The following is a 16,464-nucleotide window of genomic DNA, read 5'->3' on the forward strand; positions in this document are numbered from 1 at the left end:
GGCTGGCGCCGCTGCTGCGGCTCCTCGTAGTCGTCCTCGACGCCGTACCGCAACTCCTGCAGGCCGGAACCCTGCTTCTGCGGCTCTTCCTCGTCCTCCGGCATCTCCGGGAAGTACTTGCGGGCCTGGCCCAGCACGTGCTGCGCGGCGGAATCCTCCAGCCCGACCGTGCCCGCCACGGCCTGCTGCATGAGCTCGGGGACCTTCGCCTGCGCGGTCTGCACTGCGCGCATGATCTCGGCCGCCAGCTTCGCCATCGGGCGGTTGCTGGCGTTCTCGGAGAGCTGCAGGCCCTGCAAGATGCCGGCGGAGTTCACCGTCACCTCGATCGCGCCGTCCCGGGAGGTCTCGGTCACCGAGATCTGCTCGATCTCCTGCTGCATCCGGCCGAACTTCTCGGCCTTCTCCGTGGCCCGCTCCTGCCACTCGCGAACCATCCGCTCGGCCGCGCCGATGTCGCGTCCGAAGTCGTCCTCAGGCACCCGTCCCCCGACCCGCTCCGCCGCGCACCGGCCGGAGCGCTGCGCCACCACCCGGCGACAGCCCGCGCTCCCCAGCCCTGGCACGGTTTCCCACTCGATCTCGTCCGGCGGGAACCGTATCAACCGCGCGCGCGAGGCCGGGTCGGATCTGCGGGATTTCCCGTGTAGTGACGATCACGAGCCCGGTCCGCCGGACGACCATAACGACGCAAAAGGTTCATAGTGCCGCGACCGAAGCCGGGATCGGCGAATCGGGCACTTCGGTAGGGTCGGTGGTTGTGACAGTCGGATGGCCCGCTTCGCTGGATCTGCACCTGGACTGGGCGGGCCGGCCGGACAGCAGCAGGCTGGCCGAGGCGCTGCGCACCGCGATCCGCGACGGCCGCCTCCCGGCCGGCAGCCGCGTCCCGTCCACCCGCGCCCTGGCCCAGGACCTCGGTGTCGCCCGCGGCACCGTCACCCGCGCCTACGACCAGCTGGTCACCGAGGGCTTCCTGCTGTCCCGCCAGGGCGCGCCGACCACCGTCGCCGAACGGCTGGCGAGCCCGGATCCGATCGCCGCCCCGCCCGACCCGGAAACCCCGGCGCCGCGTTGGGACTTCCGGCCCGGGCGGCCGAACCTCAGCTCCTTCCCGCGCCGGGACTGGCTGGCCGCCAGCCGCCGCGCCCTGCAGTCCACCCCCGACGGCGACCTCGACTACGGCGATCCGCAGGGCCACCCGGCGCTGCGGGAGGCCCTCACCGAATACCTGGCGCGGGTCCGCGCGGTGGCCACCACGCCGGAGCGGATCATCATCTGCAACGGCTACTCCCAGGCGTTGTCGCTGCTCAGCAAGGCCCTGCACGACCAGGGGCTGGACTCGATCGACTTCGAGGACCCGTCCCTGCCGCAGCTGCGCGCGATCCCCGCCGGCTTCGGCATGGCGGTTCGCGGCGTGCCGGTGGATCACGACGGCATCAACGTCGCGCAGCAGCTCAGCCGGGCCGTGGTGGTCACCCCGGCGCACCAGTTCCCGCTCGGCGTCGCCATGAGCTCGGCCCGCCGGACGGAGCTCGTGCAGCTCGCGAAGGCCGAAGACAGGCTGATCATCGAGGACGACTACGACGGCGAGTTCCGCTTCGACCGCAGGCCGATCGGCTCGCTGCAGGGCATGGCGCCCAACCACGTCGCCTACGCGGGCACGGCCAGCAAGACCCTCGCCCCCGCCCTGCGGCTCGCGTGGCTGGCGCTGCCTCCGCACCTGGTGGCGCCGGTGCGCACGCTCAAGGAGCACAGCGGGCTGCACGGCCCGCTGTTCGAACAGCTGGCCATGGCGGAACTCATCCGGTCGGGCGCCTACGATCAGCACGTCCGCCGATCGCGCGCCGTGTACCGGGGGCGACGGGAGCAGCTCCTCGATGCACTGAGCGACCTGCGCGCGCACCACCGGCCCTACCCGGCCGGGATCTCGGCCGGACTGCACATCACCCTGCAGCTCGACCCGGAGGGACCGACGGAGCGAGAAGTCCTGACTAGGGCGCGGAAGCATTCGGTGGAGCTCGAGGTGCTCGGGACGCATTGGGCCTCGCCCGGCCAGCATCCGCCCGGCGTGGTCGTCGGCTACGCCGCCCCCGCGGAACACGCGTTCCGCCCCGCGCTGCAAGCATTGGTCACCGTTCTGCAGCGGTGACCCGATCGGGCGGCGCCGCCGGACCGCCCGACATGTCCGCACCAACAGAGGGGAACATCTGTTCTATTCTGGGTTCCCCTCGCCGCGACACACAGGAGACAGAATTGACCGAAGAGCAGACGAGCACCGAGCAGACCGCGTCGGCCCAGTCCGAGCATGCCCAGCCGGAGTCGGCCCAGCCCGAATCGACCCAGTCCGAGTCGGCGCAGCCCCAGTCGGAGCAGTCTGAGTCGGCGCAGCCCGAGACCGAGTCCGCCGCCGAGGCGGCGCCGAAGAAGCCGCGGGCCCGCAAGCAGAGCACCGCCAAGAAGACCCGGACGGTCGAGCTCACGCTGACGGTCACCGGCACCGCCGACGGCGAGTGGCAGGCCGACCTGATGCACGCGGGCAAGCGCATCGTGCAGGCCCTGCCGGTCGCGGCGGCCGCGGTGTCCAAGGCGGCCGCCGAGCTGCACCAGGACATCTCCGACACGATCGAGAGCGTGCTGAACGAGGCGCGCCAGCAGCACGAAGCGAAGCTCGCCGAACTGGAGGCCGAGGTCGAGCGGGTCCGCAAGGCCCTCGCCGAGCTCGAAGGCTGACAGCCGCGAACAGCCGGGCATGCCGTGCCGGCCCCTCGACGACACGGCATGCCCGCCGCAGTCCCGACCCGGTCGGCTCCGCCGACCGCACTACCGCGGGGCGAGCCGCGAGGCTGGGAGACTCCCAGATTCGGCGGCGACCCCGCAACTTTCGATACCGGGCGGTCGATCGAGCCCCATGCTACGCCGCACGACATGCGCTTCCCGGTCCGAGAGCCCGGCCGGCTCCCGGCGATCCGCCCGGAAAACGCGTTTGGTCGAGCCAATTTCGGGCGGCCGATTCGAGAAACTGCGCGCGTCATTGAGGTAAACCGCGGCGTCGCGGCCGATGAATTCGGTTCCAAATGCCGGGAATTCGAACGCAGTGGCGATGACCAGCTGGTACGTCCGGACCGGAAAGGGTTGCGCCATCTCCGGGTTTTTTCCGGGTATTCGTCCCGCCGCTCCGTCCGATGGGCAAGGATAGCCGATCAGACCCAATCAGCACTGGGCCGAGGAGGCGAATCATGTCCGCGGATCTGGATGATCTGCAACGCAAGCTGGACGCGCTCAAGGAAGCCGGCCGCCGGGCCGAGGAACGAATGGGCGATTTCGGCCAGATACGCGAGCAGATCAGCGAGCTGCAGGTGGCCGCCACGTCCGCGGATCGCTCGGTCACCGTCACCGCAAGCCCCGGCGGCGTCACCGGCATCGAGTTCACCCAGGACGCGATGCGCCTGTCGCCCGCGCAGTTGTCGGGCACCGTCATGAGCACCTTGCAGCTCGCGGTCGCCGAGGCCGCCCGCAGGCAGGCCGAGATCGTGCAGGAGTACGTGCCGGACAGCGACGTCCTCGACCGCGTGCTGCGCACCCAGGAAGAGCTGTTCGGCGCCCAGCCCGAGCAGCACGAAGAGCCGGTCGACGACGACGAGCAGCCGGATTCCTTCCTCGACGGCAGGAGATGACGATGCCGGGGTACAAGGCACCCGCCGAAATGATCATGCAGTGCGGCGGCAACATCGGCAGGATGAACGCCGACGCGAAGGCCGTCCGGGACAAGGTCGCCGGCGCGGAGGTCCCGGAGGTCTCGTGGGGGCTGCTCGGCCTGGCCACCACCTACAGCTCCTACCGCGACCTGCTGGAGAAGTTCAAGCAGCACCTCGACGAGATGAGCCGAGGGCTGACCAAGGCGGGCGAGGACATCACCGCCTGCGGCCGTGACTACCAGGAATCCGACGAGTCGATGGCCGAGATGTTCGGCAAGATCCTCGGCGAGGTCGGCAAGGGCGGCGGCGGTGGCGGAGGCGGTTCCTGGTGACCACCAACGCGGAAGCGATCAGCGAGAACAGCGCGCTCAACCCGGCGGCCCCGCGCGTCGACGGGTCGGCGTTCGGGAAGCTGCCGTTCGTCAAGGACATCATCAAGGCCAGTGACGACGCCGGTAAGGGCGACATCGAGGCGCTTAAGGGCGACATCGAGAGCTACCTGTCCAGCGCGACCAGCTTCGCGCTGGACCCGATGGGCTTCCTCATCGGCACCGGCGTCGAGTTCGTGATCAACTTTGTGGCCCCGGTGCGCGACGCGATCCAGCTCGTCACCGGCGACAGCGAGGCGCTGGCCAAGAGCGCCCAGTCGTTCGCCGAGGTCCAGGACGAGATCAACAAGCTCGGCCAGAATCTGACCGACAGGCTGGACAGCGAGCTCGCGGACTGGGACGGCGAAGCCGCCGACGCGCTGCGCAAGAAGATGGCGAAGTTCATCGACGGCGTGCATGCCACCGGCGGCCAGGCGAACAACATCTCGCAGCTGCTGCAGATGAGCGGCACCATGATGGAAGCCGCCGAGGGCGTGATCAAGGGCATCCTCGCCGACTTCCTGACCTGGGCGATCACCACCTGGATCACGGCGACGGCCTCGGCGGGCCCGACCTTCGGCGGCTCCATCGCCGCGGCCACCGCGGTGACGACGGCGGAAGCGGGCATCACCTGCGCCCGGGCCGCCCAGCAGATCCAGAAGATCACCAAGATCATCGGCCACATCATGGACGTGATCACGGCGATCAAGGCGATCCTGGACACGATCCGGATCATCGAGAGCGTCCAGCAGATCACGGACGGGAAGCCCGGCGGGGACGGCGGCAAGAGCCTGGCGGACATGGGCAGCAAGATCCTCGGCGGAGTGACGAAGGAAACCGCGGACGAGCGCAAGGTCGTGGGCCAACTCGGCACGGGATTCCAGTCCGAAGCCGAAGACCGCGGCTACACCGTCGACGGTGATGGCGACATCGCGTCGGTCGGCGAAGACGGAACCCGCACCAAGCTCGACGAACACGGCAACCCCGTCCGCGACGAGCACGGAAACCCCGTCACATCGGAGAAGCCCACGCCGTCTTACGGCGCGAGGGACGTCGCCAAGTCCGGCTTCAACCAGGTCGCCGGCGGCCTCGGCTCCGCCGCTGACGCCCTGGAGAAGCAGGCTCAGGGAGGCGGCTTCACCGACGTACCCCCGGACGAAACGATCAGCGGCGACCTCAATTGGTGAGCCCTTGATCGCTTAGCGGGTGAAGGGCACCGTCGCGCAGCACGGCTGCTCAACGGTGCCCTTCACCTCGAATAGATCAGACAAAGGGAAGCTGCAGTTGCGGCAGCGGAATGCTCTGGCGGTCGGCCTCAGCAGCTGCCGGATCCTGGTACGCGGCAGGCGGAATCCAGCGCTGGATCTCCTGGGCTATTCCGAGGAGATTGTCGAGCACGACGGGATCCTCGAAGTTGCGGCCGCACCAGACGATGATCTTGCGACCGGACAGGCGGAAGTGGACCTTGCCCAGCGTGGTGTTCGGGGCCGGACCGCGTCCCTCGTTGTACAGCCAACGCGTCCGATCCGGTGTCACCACCGCGCGCGCGTACTCCGGCGAGGCACCGGAAACGTGGTAGATGTTCAGCGAAGCCGGCCCGACGTCGATTCCCTTGCCCTGGACGACGTTCTTGGAACGGTTGAAATCGAACAAGCTGGCAATGTCGCCAAGCTTGTCCCGCTTCTCCTCCACCACCAGTTCCGGAACCGGTGACGGCATCTCGAGGACCACCGTTCCACAGGTCACCACCTGCTTGCTCGTCTTCGACGCGCCGTTCATGTACATGCCCGCGCTCGACGAGTAGTGGGAACTGCCAGGACTGGAATTCTTCTTGCTGAAGCGGATGTGCACCGCCAGCCCGGGCATCCCCTGGTAGAAGCCCGCCATCAGCAGCGGCACGGACCTGCGCCGATAGTTGTGGAAAGGCGCGCCGGGCAACTGGTCCAGCACGTTGTCGGGCACGTTCCAGGCCATCCGCCAGCCGAGTCGCTGCGCCCAGTCCGCAACCGGGACGCCCGGCTGTCCAGGTTGGTTCATCCCGCCTCCCATCGCCGCCGCACACCGTATCTGCCGAGCCCCCGCTGGCCAACCGACCAGCTGCTTCAGCGGTAGTCGTGGCCGAAGTCGTAGTCGTAGGGTTAGTGGTCTGCCCGGTGGTGGTGTTTCCCAGCCGGCCGGACGGCGCAAGCAGACCCGTCGGGGCAGATCGTGGGGAATGGGAATCCCATTGGTATTTCGGGAAATTCGTGACCGGCGGCGCGGTTGTGTCCGGCGTTGCGGGATTCGGCGTTTTCGGCTTCGATGTCGGCAATGAGGCGCCAGACGGTGTAGTCGCCTTCGCCGCCTCCGGCGTGCTGGCCTGTGGCGGTGAACGCGATGGCTCGTGCGGGGATCTGGGTGGTGAGCATGGCGAGGATCAGCAGGTTGAACAGGACGAACATGCTGAGCTGAATCCAGAACATGAGTTTGGGTTCCTTCCGTGGCTTGAGGTGCGCCGTTTTCGCGCGAAACCGGCGTTTCGCCTGCGTGGCGGCGCCGTTTTCGCGCGAAAACGCCACCTCCACCCAGACGTGTCAGGGGCGGGCGGCGAGGACGTGCCAGCAGCGCATGCACGCTCCGCAGAACGCCACCACCGGCACACCCGCAGGGGTTTTCGTTGCTGCGATTGGGAAAGCGTGGCGGCCTCCCGTGACCGGGCGTCAGACGTAGATCAAGTAGTCGGACATGAGCAGCCTCCATTGCCGAACGTGCAGCTCTGCTTGGCCGGGTGGGCCGGTGGGTGGAGGTCGGGGAAAGGTCACCGCACCGGCCCGGCTCGAAGGCCCGCCCCGCCATTGCTGTCCCTGCAAGACCGGCGGGACGGGCTGCGCTACCGGTTTCGAGCCCTCGCATCCCCGGCGGCACATTGATCAAGCTAGTCCATGTGTACACATGGGCTCAATTACCTGATCAGGGGAAGCCAATGTGAACACTCGCCAGGCAAGATGTGGATCAACCGAAGAGTCCGCGTTACCAGGGAGCACTTGATGGCCGACCTGACCGATGACCTGCTTGACGATGAAGGGCCGGGCCCGAACCTGCGTCGCCGAGAACTCGGCCGCGAGCTGCGTGCGTTGCGGGAGCAGGCCGGGAAGAAGGTTGCAGATGCCGCCAAGTACGCGGGCCTGACCGTCACCACGATCAACCGCATCGAAGGTGGCAAGCAGGTCATCTTGCCGCGCAACGTTCGCCTGCTCTGCCAGTTCTACGGTGTCGAAGCCCCGATGTCCGACCACCTCGTGCGCCAAGCCGAGGAGTCGAACGAACGCGGCTGGTGGGCCATGTACTCCGACAACATGCCCGACTGGTTCGAGAAGTACGTCGGCCTGGAGTCCGACGCCGCCGAGCTGTGGAACTACTCGGCTACCGCCGTCGACGGCCTGCTGCAAACGCCGGAATACGCAGAGGCGTTCTTCGCAGTTCGGCCGGATGGCGAAGAACGCGGTATCCGGCGAGCTGTTGAGCTCCGACAGGCACGCCAAGAACGGGTCAACCGCGCGAACCACCCGACTCACCTGCACGTGATCCACGACGAGGCGGCGATGCGCCGGATGGTCGGCGGTCCCGAGGTGATACGCGATCAGCTCCAATACCTCGTCAAAGCAGCCGACCGCCCCAACATCACCGTCCAAGTCGTGCCGTTCAGCATCGGTGCGTACCCCGGTGGCAACAGTTCCTTCTCGATGATCCGGTTCCCAGAAGGCTTCGACGACATGGATGCCGTGTACCTCGAGAACCAGCGCGGGGCGGTGTGGCTGGAACGACCGGCCGACATCAAGCACTACGGCGAGGTGTTCGCGCGACTTCGGAACGTTGCGCTCTCACCGGAAAAGTCCGTGGAGTTCATGGCTAGCCTTGCGATGTCCCTGTGAGACATCTGCAAGGAGAAGCTCGGAATGTCGAACCTCAATGGCGCTGTGTGGCGCAAGTCGAGCCGCAGCCACGAGCAGGGCCAGTGCGTCGAGTTGGCCCAGAACCTGCCCGGCGTCGCTGCCGTCCGTGACTCGAAGACCCCTGAGCAGGGCGCCCTGGTGTTCACCAAGGCCCAGATCCAGACGTTCCTTTCCACCGTCAAGTCAGGCCGGCTCGACCTCTGACGCCGGACGAACAAAGCCCCATCCCGACGGTGCCGGGATGGGGCTTTGTTCGTATCAGCACAGAGAAGGGCCCCTGTCCGGAGGAGTCGGACAGGGGCCCTTTGGTCAACTAGCTACTTCAGCGGTAGTCGCGGCCGAAGTCGTAGTCGTCCAGCGGAACCGCGGCACCGGTACCGGTGCCGAACACGTCCGGGGTGTAGTAGCTGTCGTCGTAGGACGGGATCGCGTATGCCGCGGCCCGTGCCTCCTCCGTCGGCTGCACCTGGATGTTGCGGTACCGGTTGATGCCCGTACCAGCCGGGATCAACTTACCGATGATCACGTTCTCCTTCAGGCCGACCAGCTTGTCACTCGCGCCCTCGATCGCGGCGTTCGTGAGGATGCGGGTCGTCTCCTGGAAGGAGGCCGCCGACAGCCACGAGTCCGTGGCCAGCGACGCCTTGGTGATACCCATCAGCACCGGACGGCCGGACGCCGGGTCGCCGCCCTCGGCGACGACGCGACGGTTCTCCGACTCGAACTGCGAGCGCTCGACCGGCGAACCGGGCAGGAACTCGGTGGCACCCGAGTCGATGATGATGACCCGGCGCAGCATCTGGCGGACGATGACCTCGACGTGCTTGTCATGGATGCCCACACCCTGCGACCGGTACACCTCCTGCACCTCGCGCACCAGGTGCAGCTGGGCCTCGCGCGGGCCCATCACGCGCAGCACCTCGTGCGGGTCGACCGCACCTTCCAGCAGCTGCTGGCCGACCTCGACGTGGTCGCCGTCGGCGATCTGCCGCTCGCTGCCGTCCACCGAGATCGCCGCGAGCCGCTGCCGCTTGGACAGCTTGTCGTAGACGATCTCCTCGCCGCCGTCGTCCGGAATGATGGTGATCTTCCAGTAGCGGTCGTTGTCCTCCATCCGGATCCGGCCGGAGGTGTCGGCGATCGGCGCCTTGCCCTTCGGGACCCGGGCCTCGAACAGCTCCTGGACACGCGGCAGACCGGTGGTGATGTCGTCACCGGCGACACCGCCCTGGTGGAAGGTACGCATCGTCAGCTGCGTACCCGGCTCACCGATCGACTGGGCGGCGACGATGCCGACGGCCTCGCCGACGTCCACCAGCTTGCCGGTGGCCATCGAGCGGCCGTAGCAGACCGCGCAGACGCCGACGCCGGACTCGCAGGTCAGCACGCTGCGGACCTTGACCGTGGTGATCTTGGCGGCGAGCAGCTTCTCGATCGCCGGGTCACCCAGGTCCGAACCGCGGGCCAGCACGATGTTGCCGTCGGCGTCGGTGACGTCCTCGGCCGTGGTGCGGGCGTAGATGCTGGTCTCCACGTGCGCGTCGCGCAGCAGCGTGCCGTCCGGCAGCAGCTCCGCGATCGGCATCCGGATGCCGCGCTCGGTGCTGCAGTCGGTCTCGCGGACGATGACGTCCTGCGAGACGTCCACCAGACGACGGGTCAGGTAACCCGAGTCGGCGGTACGCAGCGCCGTGTCGGCTAGACCCTTTCGGGCACCGTGGTTGGAGATGAAGTACTCCAGCACCGACAGGCCCTCGCGGAAGTTCGCCTTGATCGGGCGCGGGATGTACTCACCCTTCGGGTTCGACACCAGACCACGCATACCGGCCAGCTGGACGACCTGGGTCATGTTACCGGCGGCCCCGGACTTCACGATCACGCTGATCGAGTTGTCCTCGGGGAAGTTCGCCTCCATGGCCTCGGCGACCTCGTCCTTGGCGGCCGTCCAGACCTTGACCAGCTCGGCGTTGCGCTCCTGGTAGGACAGCGCACCGCGGCGGTACCGCTTCTCGACCTGGTCGGCCTTGGCCTCGTAGGAGTCCAGGATCTCGGTCTTGTTCGGCGGCACGACCACGTCGGTGATCGACACGGTCACGCCCGAACGGGTCGCCCAGTGGAAGCCGGCGTCCTTGAGCTTGTCCAGGGTCTGCGCCACGGTGACCATCGGGTACCGCTCGGCCAGGTCGTTGACGATCGCGGCCTGCTTCTTCTTCGGCAGCAGGTCGTCGACGAACGGGTAGTCCTCGGGCAGCAGCTCGTTGAACCACACGCGGCCGAGGGTGGTCTCGGCCAGCCACGGCTGACCGGGCTCCCAGCCCTCCGGCAGCTGCGCCTTGTTCGGCACCACGTCGCGCAACCGGATCTTGATCTTGGCCTGCAGGTCCAGCGCGCCGCGGTCGAAGGCCATGATGGCCTCGCCGACCGAGGAGAACGCCAGGCCCTCGCCCTTGGCGCCGTCCACCTGACGGGTCAGGTGGTACAGGCCGGTGACCATGTCCAGACGCGGCATCGCCAGCGGCCGGCCGGAGGCCGGCGACAGGATGTTGTTGCTGGACAGCATCAGGATCCGGGCCTCGGCCTGGGCCTCGGCCGACAGCGGCAGGTGCACCGCCATCTGGTCACCGTCGAAGTCCGCGTTGAACGCCTCGCAGACCAGCGGGTGCAGCTGGATGGCCTTGCCTTCCACCAGCTGCGGCTCGAAGGCCTGGATGCCGAGGCGGTGCAGCGTGGGAGCACGGTTGAGCAGCACCGGGTGCTCGGCGATGACCTCTTCCAGCACGTCCCACACCTGCGGGCGCTGGCGCTCCACCATCCGCTTCGCGGACTTGATGTTCTGCGCGTGGTTGAGGTCGACCAGCCGCTTCATGACGAACGGCTTGAACAGCTCGACCGCCATTTCCTTCGGCAGACCGCACTGGTGCAGCTTCAGCTGCGGGCCGACCACGATGACCGAACGGCCCGAGTAGTCGACGCGCTTGCCGAGCAGGTTCTGGCGGAACCGGCCCTGCTTGCCCTTGAGCAGGTCGGACAGCGACTTCAGCGGCCGGTTGCCCGGGCCGGTGACCGGACGCCCGCGACGGCCGTTGTCGAACAGCGCGTCCACGGACTCCTGCAGCATCCGCTTCTCGTTGTTGACGATGATCTCGGGAGCCCCGAGGTCGATCAGTCGCTTGAGGCGGTTGTTGCGGTTGATCACCCGGCGGTACAGGTCGTTGAGGTCGGAGGTCGCGAAGCGGCCACCGTCCAGCTGCACCATCGGACGCAGGTCCGGCGGGATGACCGGCACGCAGTTGAGCACCATGCCGCTCGGGTCGTTGCCGGTGGCCTGGAAGGCCGCCACGACCTTGAGCCGCTTGAGGGCGCGGAGCTTCTTCTGGCCCTTGCCGCTGCGGATGGTCTCGCGCAGCAGCTCGGCCTCGGCGCCGATGTCGAAGGTACCCAGCAGCGACTGGATCGCCTCGGCGCCCATGCCACCGGTGAAGTACTCGCCGTACCGGTCGTAGAGCTCGCGGTACAGGATCTCGTCGGCGATCAGCTGGCGGGGCTCCAGCTTGGTGAAGGTCTCCCAGATCTCGTCGAGCTTGTCGATCTCGCGCTGCGCACGGTCGCGCAGCTGCTTCATCTCGCGCTCGGCGCCTTCCTTGACCTTGCGGCGCTGGTCGCTCTTGGCGCCCTCGGCCTCGAGCGCGGCCAGGTCGGCCTCGAGCTTCTGGGCCCGGGCCTCCAGGTCGGAGTCGCGCTGGTCGGCGACGCGCTTGCGCTCGACGCTGATCTCGCTCTCCAGCGTCGACAGGTCGTTGTGCCGCATCTCGGTGTTCACCGAGGTGATCACGTACGCGGCGAAGTAGATGATCTTCTCGAGGTCCTTGGGGGCCAGGTCGAGCAGGTAGCCCAGCCGGGACGGGACGCCCTTGAAGTACCAGATGTGCGTGACGGCGGCGGCCAGCTCGATGTGGCCCATCCGCTCGCGGCGAACCTTGGCGCGGGTCACCTCGACGCCGCAGCGCTCGCAGATGATGCCCTTGAACCGGACCCGCTTGTACTTACCGCAGTAGCACTCCCAGTCCCGGGTCGGGCCGAAGATCTTCTCGCAGAAGAGCCCGTCCTTCTCCGGCTTCAGGGTGCGGTAGTTGATGGTCTCGGGCTTCTTGACCTCGCCGTAGGACCACTGGCGGATGTCGTCGGCCGTGGCGAGGCCGATGCGGAGTTCATCGAAGAAGTTGACGTCAAGCACGTCGGGTCTTCTCCCTTGATCGAAAGGTTCTGCCGGGTAACACCGGCAGCGGTGCCAGGTTGGGTCGGACGCCGGTCCGCGAGATCAGCTCCCGCGGACCGGCGGCGAGGTTCAGTGCGCGAGGTCGTCGACCGAGGCCGACTCGTTGCGGGACAGGTTGATGCCGAGGTTGGCCGCGGCACGCTCCAGGTCCTCGTCCTCGCTGTCGCGCATCTCGATGGCCGCACCGTCGCTGGAGAGCACCTCGACGTTCAGGCACAGCGACTGGAGCTCCTTCAGCAACACCTTGAAGGACTCCGGGATGCCCGGCTCTGGGATGTTCTCGCCCTTGACGATCGCCTCGTAGACCTTGACGCGGCCGACCACGTCGTCGGACTTGATCGTCAACAGCTCCTGCAGCGTGTACGCGGCGCCGTAGGCCTGCATGGCCCAGCACTCCATCTCACCGAAGCGCTGACCACCGAACTGCGCCTTACCGCCCAGCGGCTGCTGGGTGATCATCGAGTACGGGCCGGTCGACCGGGCGTGGATCTTGTCGTCCACCAGGTGCGACAGCTTGAGGATGTACATGTACCCGACGGCGATCGGGTACGGGTACGGCTCCCCGCTGCGGCCGTCGAACAGCTGCGCCTTGCCGTCGCCGCCCACCATGCGCTCACCGTCGCGGTTCGGCTTGGTGGAGGCCAGCAGGCCGGTGATCTCCTCCTCCCGCGCACCGTCGAAGACGGGGCTGGCGGTGTTGGTGCCCGGCTCGACGTCGTAGAGGTCCTCCGGCAGGCGCTGGGCCCACTCGGAGTCGCCGTCGATCGTCCAGCCCTGGGAGGCGATCCAGCCGAGGTGCGTCTCCAGCACCTGGCCGATGTTCATCCGTCGCGGCACACCGTGGGTGTTCAGGATGATGTCCACCGGGGTGCCGTCGGAGAGGAACGGCATGTCCTCGGCCGGCAGGATCTTGCCGATGACGCCCTTGTTGCCGTGGCGGCCGGCGAGCTTGTCGCCGTCCTGGATCTTGCGCTTCTGCGCGACGTAGACCCGCACCAGCTGGTTGACGCCCGGGGGCAGCTCGTCGTCGTCCTCGCGGTTGAACACGCGGACGCCGATGACCTTGCCGGTCTCGCCGTGCGGCACCTTCAGCGAGGTGTCGCGGACCTCGCGGGCCTTCTCGCCGAAGATCGCGCGCAGCAGCCGCTCCTCCGGGGTCAGCTCGGTCTCGCCCTTCGGCGTGACCTTGCCGACCAGGATGTCGCCGCCCTGCACCTCGGCACCGATGCGGATGATGCCGCGCTCGTCGAGGTCGGCCAGCACGTCGTCGGAGACGTTCGGGATGTCCCGGGTGATCTCCTCGGCACCGAGCTTGGTGTCGCGGGCGTCGACCTCGTGCTCCTCGATGTGGATCGAGGTGAGCACGTCGTCCTGCACCAGGCGCTGGGACAGGATGATCGCGTCTTCGTAGTTGTGGCCTTCCCACGGCATGATCGCGACGAGCAGGTTCTTACCCAGCGCCATCTCGCCGTTCTGGGTGCACGGCCCGTCCGCGATGACCTGCCCGGCCTCGACCCGGTCGCCCTCGTTGACGATCGGCTTCTGGTTGATGCAGGTGCCGTGGTTGGACCGGGAGAACTTCTGCATCCGGTACGAGCGGCGGGTGCCGTCGTCGGCCATCACCGTCACGTAGTCGGCGCACAGCTCCTCGACCACACCGGCCTTGTCGGCGGTGATCACGTCACCGGCGTCGACCGCGGCGCGCAGCTCCATGCCCGTGCCGACCAGCGGCGACTCGCTGCGCAGCAGCGGCACCGCCTGGCGCTGCATGTTCGCACCCATCAGGGCGCGGTTGGCGTCGTCGTGCTCGAGGAACGGGATCATCGCGGTCGCGGCGGAGACCATCTGCCGCGGCGAGACGTCCATGTAGTCGATCTCGGTCGGCGCGAGCAGCTCGACCTCGCCGCCCTTGCGTCGACCCAGCACGCGCTCGTCGATGAAGTTGCCGTCTTCGTCGATCGGCGCGTTGGCCTGCGCCTTGACGTAGCGGTCCTCTTCGTCGGCGGTCAGGTAGTCGATCTGGTCGGTGACCCGGCCGTCGACGACCTTGCGGTACGGCGTCTCGATGAAGCCGAACGGGTTGACCCGCGCGAACGTCGCGAGCGAGCCGATCAGACCGATGTTCGGGCCTTCCGGCGTCTCGATCGGGCACATGCGGCCGTAGTGCGACGGGTGCACGTCGCGGACCTCCATGCCCGCGCGCTCCCGGGACAGACCACCCGGGCCGAGCGCGTTCAGACGCCGCTTGTGCGTCAGGCCCGCGAGCGGGTTGGTCTGGTCCATGAACTGCGAGAGCTGCGAGGTGCCGAAGAACTCCCGGATCGCCGCCGTGATCGGGCGGATGTTGATCAGGGTCTGCGGGGTGATCGCCTCGACGTCCTGGGTGGTCATCCGCTCCCGGACGACGCGCTCCATGCGGGACAGGCCGACCCGGACCTGGTTCTGGATCAGCTCGCCCACCGTGCGCAGGCGGCGGTTGCCGAAGTGGTCGATGTCGTCGACCTCGACGGGCACGGTCGCGCCTTCGCCCTCACCGCGGGCGGGCATCTCGGTCTCGGCGGCGTGCAGCCGGACCAGGTACTCGATCGTGGTGACGATGTCTTCCTCGGTCAGCACGCCGGCCTGGTACGGGTGGCCCAGGCCGAGCTTCTTGTTGACCTTGTAGCGGCCGACCCGACCGAGGTCGTAGCGCTTCTCCTTGAAGAACAGGTTCTCCAGGAGCGTCTGCGCGCTCTCCTTGGTCGGCGGTTCGCCCGGCCGCAGCTTGCGGTAGATGTCCAGCAGAGCTTCGTCCGTACCGGCGGTGTGGTCCTTCTCCAGAGTCGTCATCAACGTCTCGGAGAAGCCGAACCGCTCGCGGATCGCCTCGGCCGTCCAGCCCAGCGCCTTCAGCAGCACGGTGACCGGCTGCCGGCGCTTGCGGTCGATGCGGACGCCGACGGTGTCGCGCTTGTCGACGTCGAACTCCAGCCACGCACCGCGGCTGGGGATGACCTTGACGCTGAACACGTCCTTGTCGGTGGTCTTGTCGACCGCCTGGTCGAAGTAGACACCGGGGGAACGGACCAGCTGGGTGACGACCACCCGCTCGGTGCCGTTGATGATGAAGGTGCCCTTGTTCGACATCATCGGGAAGTCACCCATGAACACCGTCTGGCTCTTGATCTCGCCAGTGGTGTGGTTGGTGAACTCCGCGGTGACGAACAGCGGGGCCGCGTAGGTCATGTCCTTGTCCTTGCACTCCTCGACGGAGGCCTTGACCTCGTCGAAGCGTGGGTCGGAGAAGGACAGCGACATCGATCCGGAGAAGTCCTCGATCGGGGAGATCTCGCTGAGGACCTCCTCAAGACCGCCAACCGGATTCTCCTCGCCGGCGTCGACCCGGCGCTGGAACCAGGCCTCGTTACCGACAAGCCATTCGAAGGACTGGATCTGCAGGTCTAGCAGGTTCGGCACGTTCAACGGTTCGCGAATGTTCGCGAACGAGACCCGCTTGGGTGCCCCAGGGATCCCCGACGTGTAGTTGGAAGCTGCAGAGACCTTGGTCGCGCGGGAGACTGCCAAGATGCGTCCTTCCGGGACTCTGAACTGGCTACAGCCGCATCAGCGAAAGTGCCCGGCGAAGTGACCGACGGGGGTCCGTACCCGCTGGCACAGTTCGCTAACACAGCTGTCAAGGGTGCAATGGCGCCCACGATCCTACGGTCCGGTGCAGGACAGACGGAAAGAGGGCAGCGCAAAGTAGCAGTCTAGCCGGAACTACGCCAGCTGTCGAGGGGGCCCACCGATGGCGGCCCAGCCCCGTGTTGAGCACCAGAGTGAACCCGCGCGAGCCCGCAGTCAAGAGATCACGCTTCGATCACCCTCGTGGCGCAAAACACGATCACCGCTCGTGACCATCAGAGGCGTCGTCTTGCCTGGTCAGCGCGCCATCTGCAGGTAACCGCAGGGACCCCGTGGCGACACTCCCGGCACCCCTCCGAACGGCCCTTGACAGTTCCGCCGGCGATCGCCCCACGAGTGACGAGCACCTCAACATCCGGGATCGCGTTCCCTATTCCTGGGACGACTCGGCCGAACGGAGCCATTCCCGCAAACCCGCCCCGCCACATTCACCCCGCGTGCTCACATCGACACCTGCAGTCATTTCCATTCCCAGGGAATTCGATCTTCGAATTCCCGATCCACCC

At 67.4% G+C, this 16,464-nt stretch carries 12 protein-coding genes; 7 read left to right on the forward strand and 5 right to left on the reverse strand.

The window, feature by feature from the left end; all coding sequences use genetic code 11:
• A partial coding sequence (locus E1288_RS28235; RefSeq protein ID WP_235883856.1) for a YbaB/EbfC family nucleoid-associated protein occupies positions 1-566 on the reverse strand: 566 nt, incomplete at its 3' end.
• 194 nt (positions 567-760) lie between these two features.
• On the opposite strand from E1288_RS28235, the gene pdxR reads away from it, so the two are divergent.
• From pdxR to E1288_RS28260, 5 genes are all read left to right on the forward strand, one after another.
• Positions 761-2,152: a MocR-like pyridoxine biosynthesis transcription factor PdxR gene (gene pdxR / locus E1288_RS28240; RefSeq protein ID WP_207954595.1), complete on the forward strand. Its 1,392-nt coding sequence runs from the start codon at positions 761-763 to the stop codon at positions 2,150-2,152.
• A gap of 104 nt (positions 2,153-2,256) precedes the next feature.
• Complete coding sequence (locus E1288_RS28245) at positions 2,257-2,733, forward strand: DUF6319 family protein (protein WP_132490250.1); 477 nt, start codon at positions 2,257-2,259, stop codon at positions 2,731-2,733.
• Positions 2,734-3,239: 506 nt separating this feature from the next.
• Positions 3,240-3,677: a YbaB/EbfC family nucleoid-associated protein gene (locus tag E1288_RS28250; protein ID WP_132490252.1), complete on the forward strand. Its 438-nt coding sequence runs from the start codon at positions 3,240-3,242 to the stop codon at positions 3,675-3,677.
• Positions 3,678-3,679: 2 nt separating this feature from the next.
• Positions 3,680-4,030: a WXG100 family type VII secretion target gene (locus E1288_RS28255; protein WP_132490254.1), complete on the forward strand. Its 351-nt coding sequence runs from the start codon at positions 3,680-3,682 to the stop codon at positions 4,028-4,030.
• Positions 4,027-5,253, forward strand: coding sequence for a WXG100 family type VII secretion target (locus tag E1288_RS28260; protein WP_132490256.1), 1,227 nt, complete (start codon positions 4,027-4,029; stop codon positions 5,251-5,253). The genes E1288_RS28255 and E1288_RS28260 overlap by 4 nt, the downstream gene beginning before the upstream one ends.
• A 76-nt stretch (positions 5,254-5,329) precedes the next feature.
• On the opposite strand, the gene E1288_RS28265 is transcribed toward E1288_RS28260, so the two are convergent.
• Both E1288_RS28265 and E1288_RS28270 read right to left on the reverse strand, forming a co-directional pair.
• Positions 5,330-6,028 (reverse strand): hypothetical protein, encoded by a 699-nt coding sequence (locus tag E1288_RS28265; protein WP_132490258.1) that lies wholly within the window; start codon positions 6,026-6,028, stop codon positions 5,330-5,332.
• Positions 6,029-6,204: 176 nt separating this feature from the next.
• Positions 6,205-6,630 (reverse strand): hypothetical protein, encoded by a 426-nt coding sequence (locus E1288_RS28270; RefSeq protein WP_235883857.1) that lies wholly within the window; start codon positions 6,628-6,630, stop codon positions 6,205-6,207.
• A 462-nt stretch (positions 6,631-7,092) separates the two neighbouring features.
• Between E1288_RS28270 and E1288_RS28275 the strand changes: the two genes are divergently transcribed.
• Positions 7,093-7,977 (forward strand): helix-turn-helix domain-containing protein, encoded by an 885-nt coding sequence (locus tag E1288_RS28275; protein ID WP_132490260.1) that lies wholly within the window; start codon positions 7,093-7,095, stop codon positions 7,975-7,977.
• Positions 7,978-8,001: 24 nt separating this feature from the next.
• Complete coding sequence (locus tag E1288_RS28280; RefSeq protein WP_132490262.1) at positions 8,002-8,202, forward strand: DUF397 domain-containing protein; 201 nt, start codon at positions 8,002-8,004, stop codon at positions 8,200-8,202.
• Positions 8,203-8,320: 118 nt separating this feature from the next.
• Here the strand turns inward: E1288_RS28280 and E1288_RS28285 are convergent, their stop codons facing one another.
• Both E1288_RS28285 and rpoB read right to left on the reverse strand, forming a co-directional pair.
• Positions 8,321-12,232 carry a DNA-directed RNA polymerase subunit beta' gene (locus E1288_RS28285; protein ID WP_132490264.1) on the reverse strand — a complete coding sequence of 1,304 codons (3,912 nt, stop codon included), beginning with the start codon at positions 12,230-12,232 and terminating at the stop codon, positions 8,321-8,323.
• 111 nt (positions 12,233-12,343) lie between these two features.
• Positions 12,344-15,838, reverse strand: a complete 3,495-nt coding sequence (rpoB, locus tag E1288_RS28290; protein WP_132490265.1) for a DNA-directed RNA polymerase subunit beta — start codon at positions 15,836-15,838, stop codon at positions 12,344-12,346.
• Positions 15,839-16,464 lie beyond the last annotated feature (626 nt).

The sequence above is a fragment of the Saccharopolyspora elongata genome, assembly GCF_004348985.1.
Lineage (GTDB): Bacteria > Actinomycetota > Actinomycetes > Mycobacteriales > Pseudonocardiaceae > Saccharopolyspora > Saccharopolyspora elongata.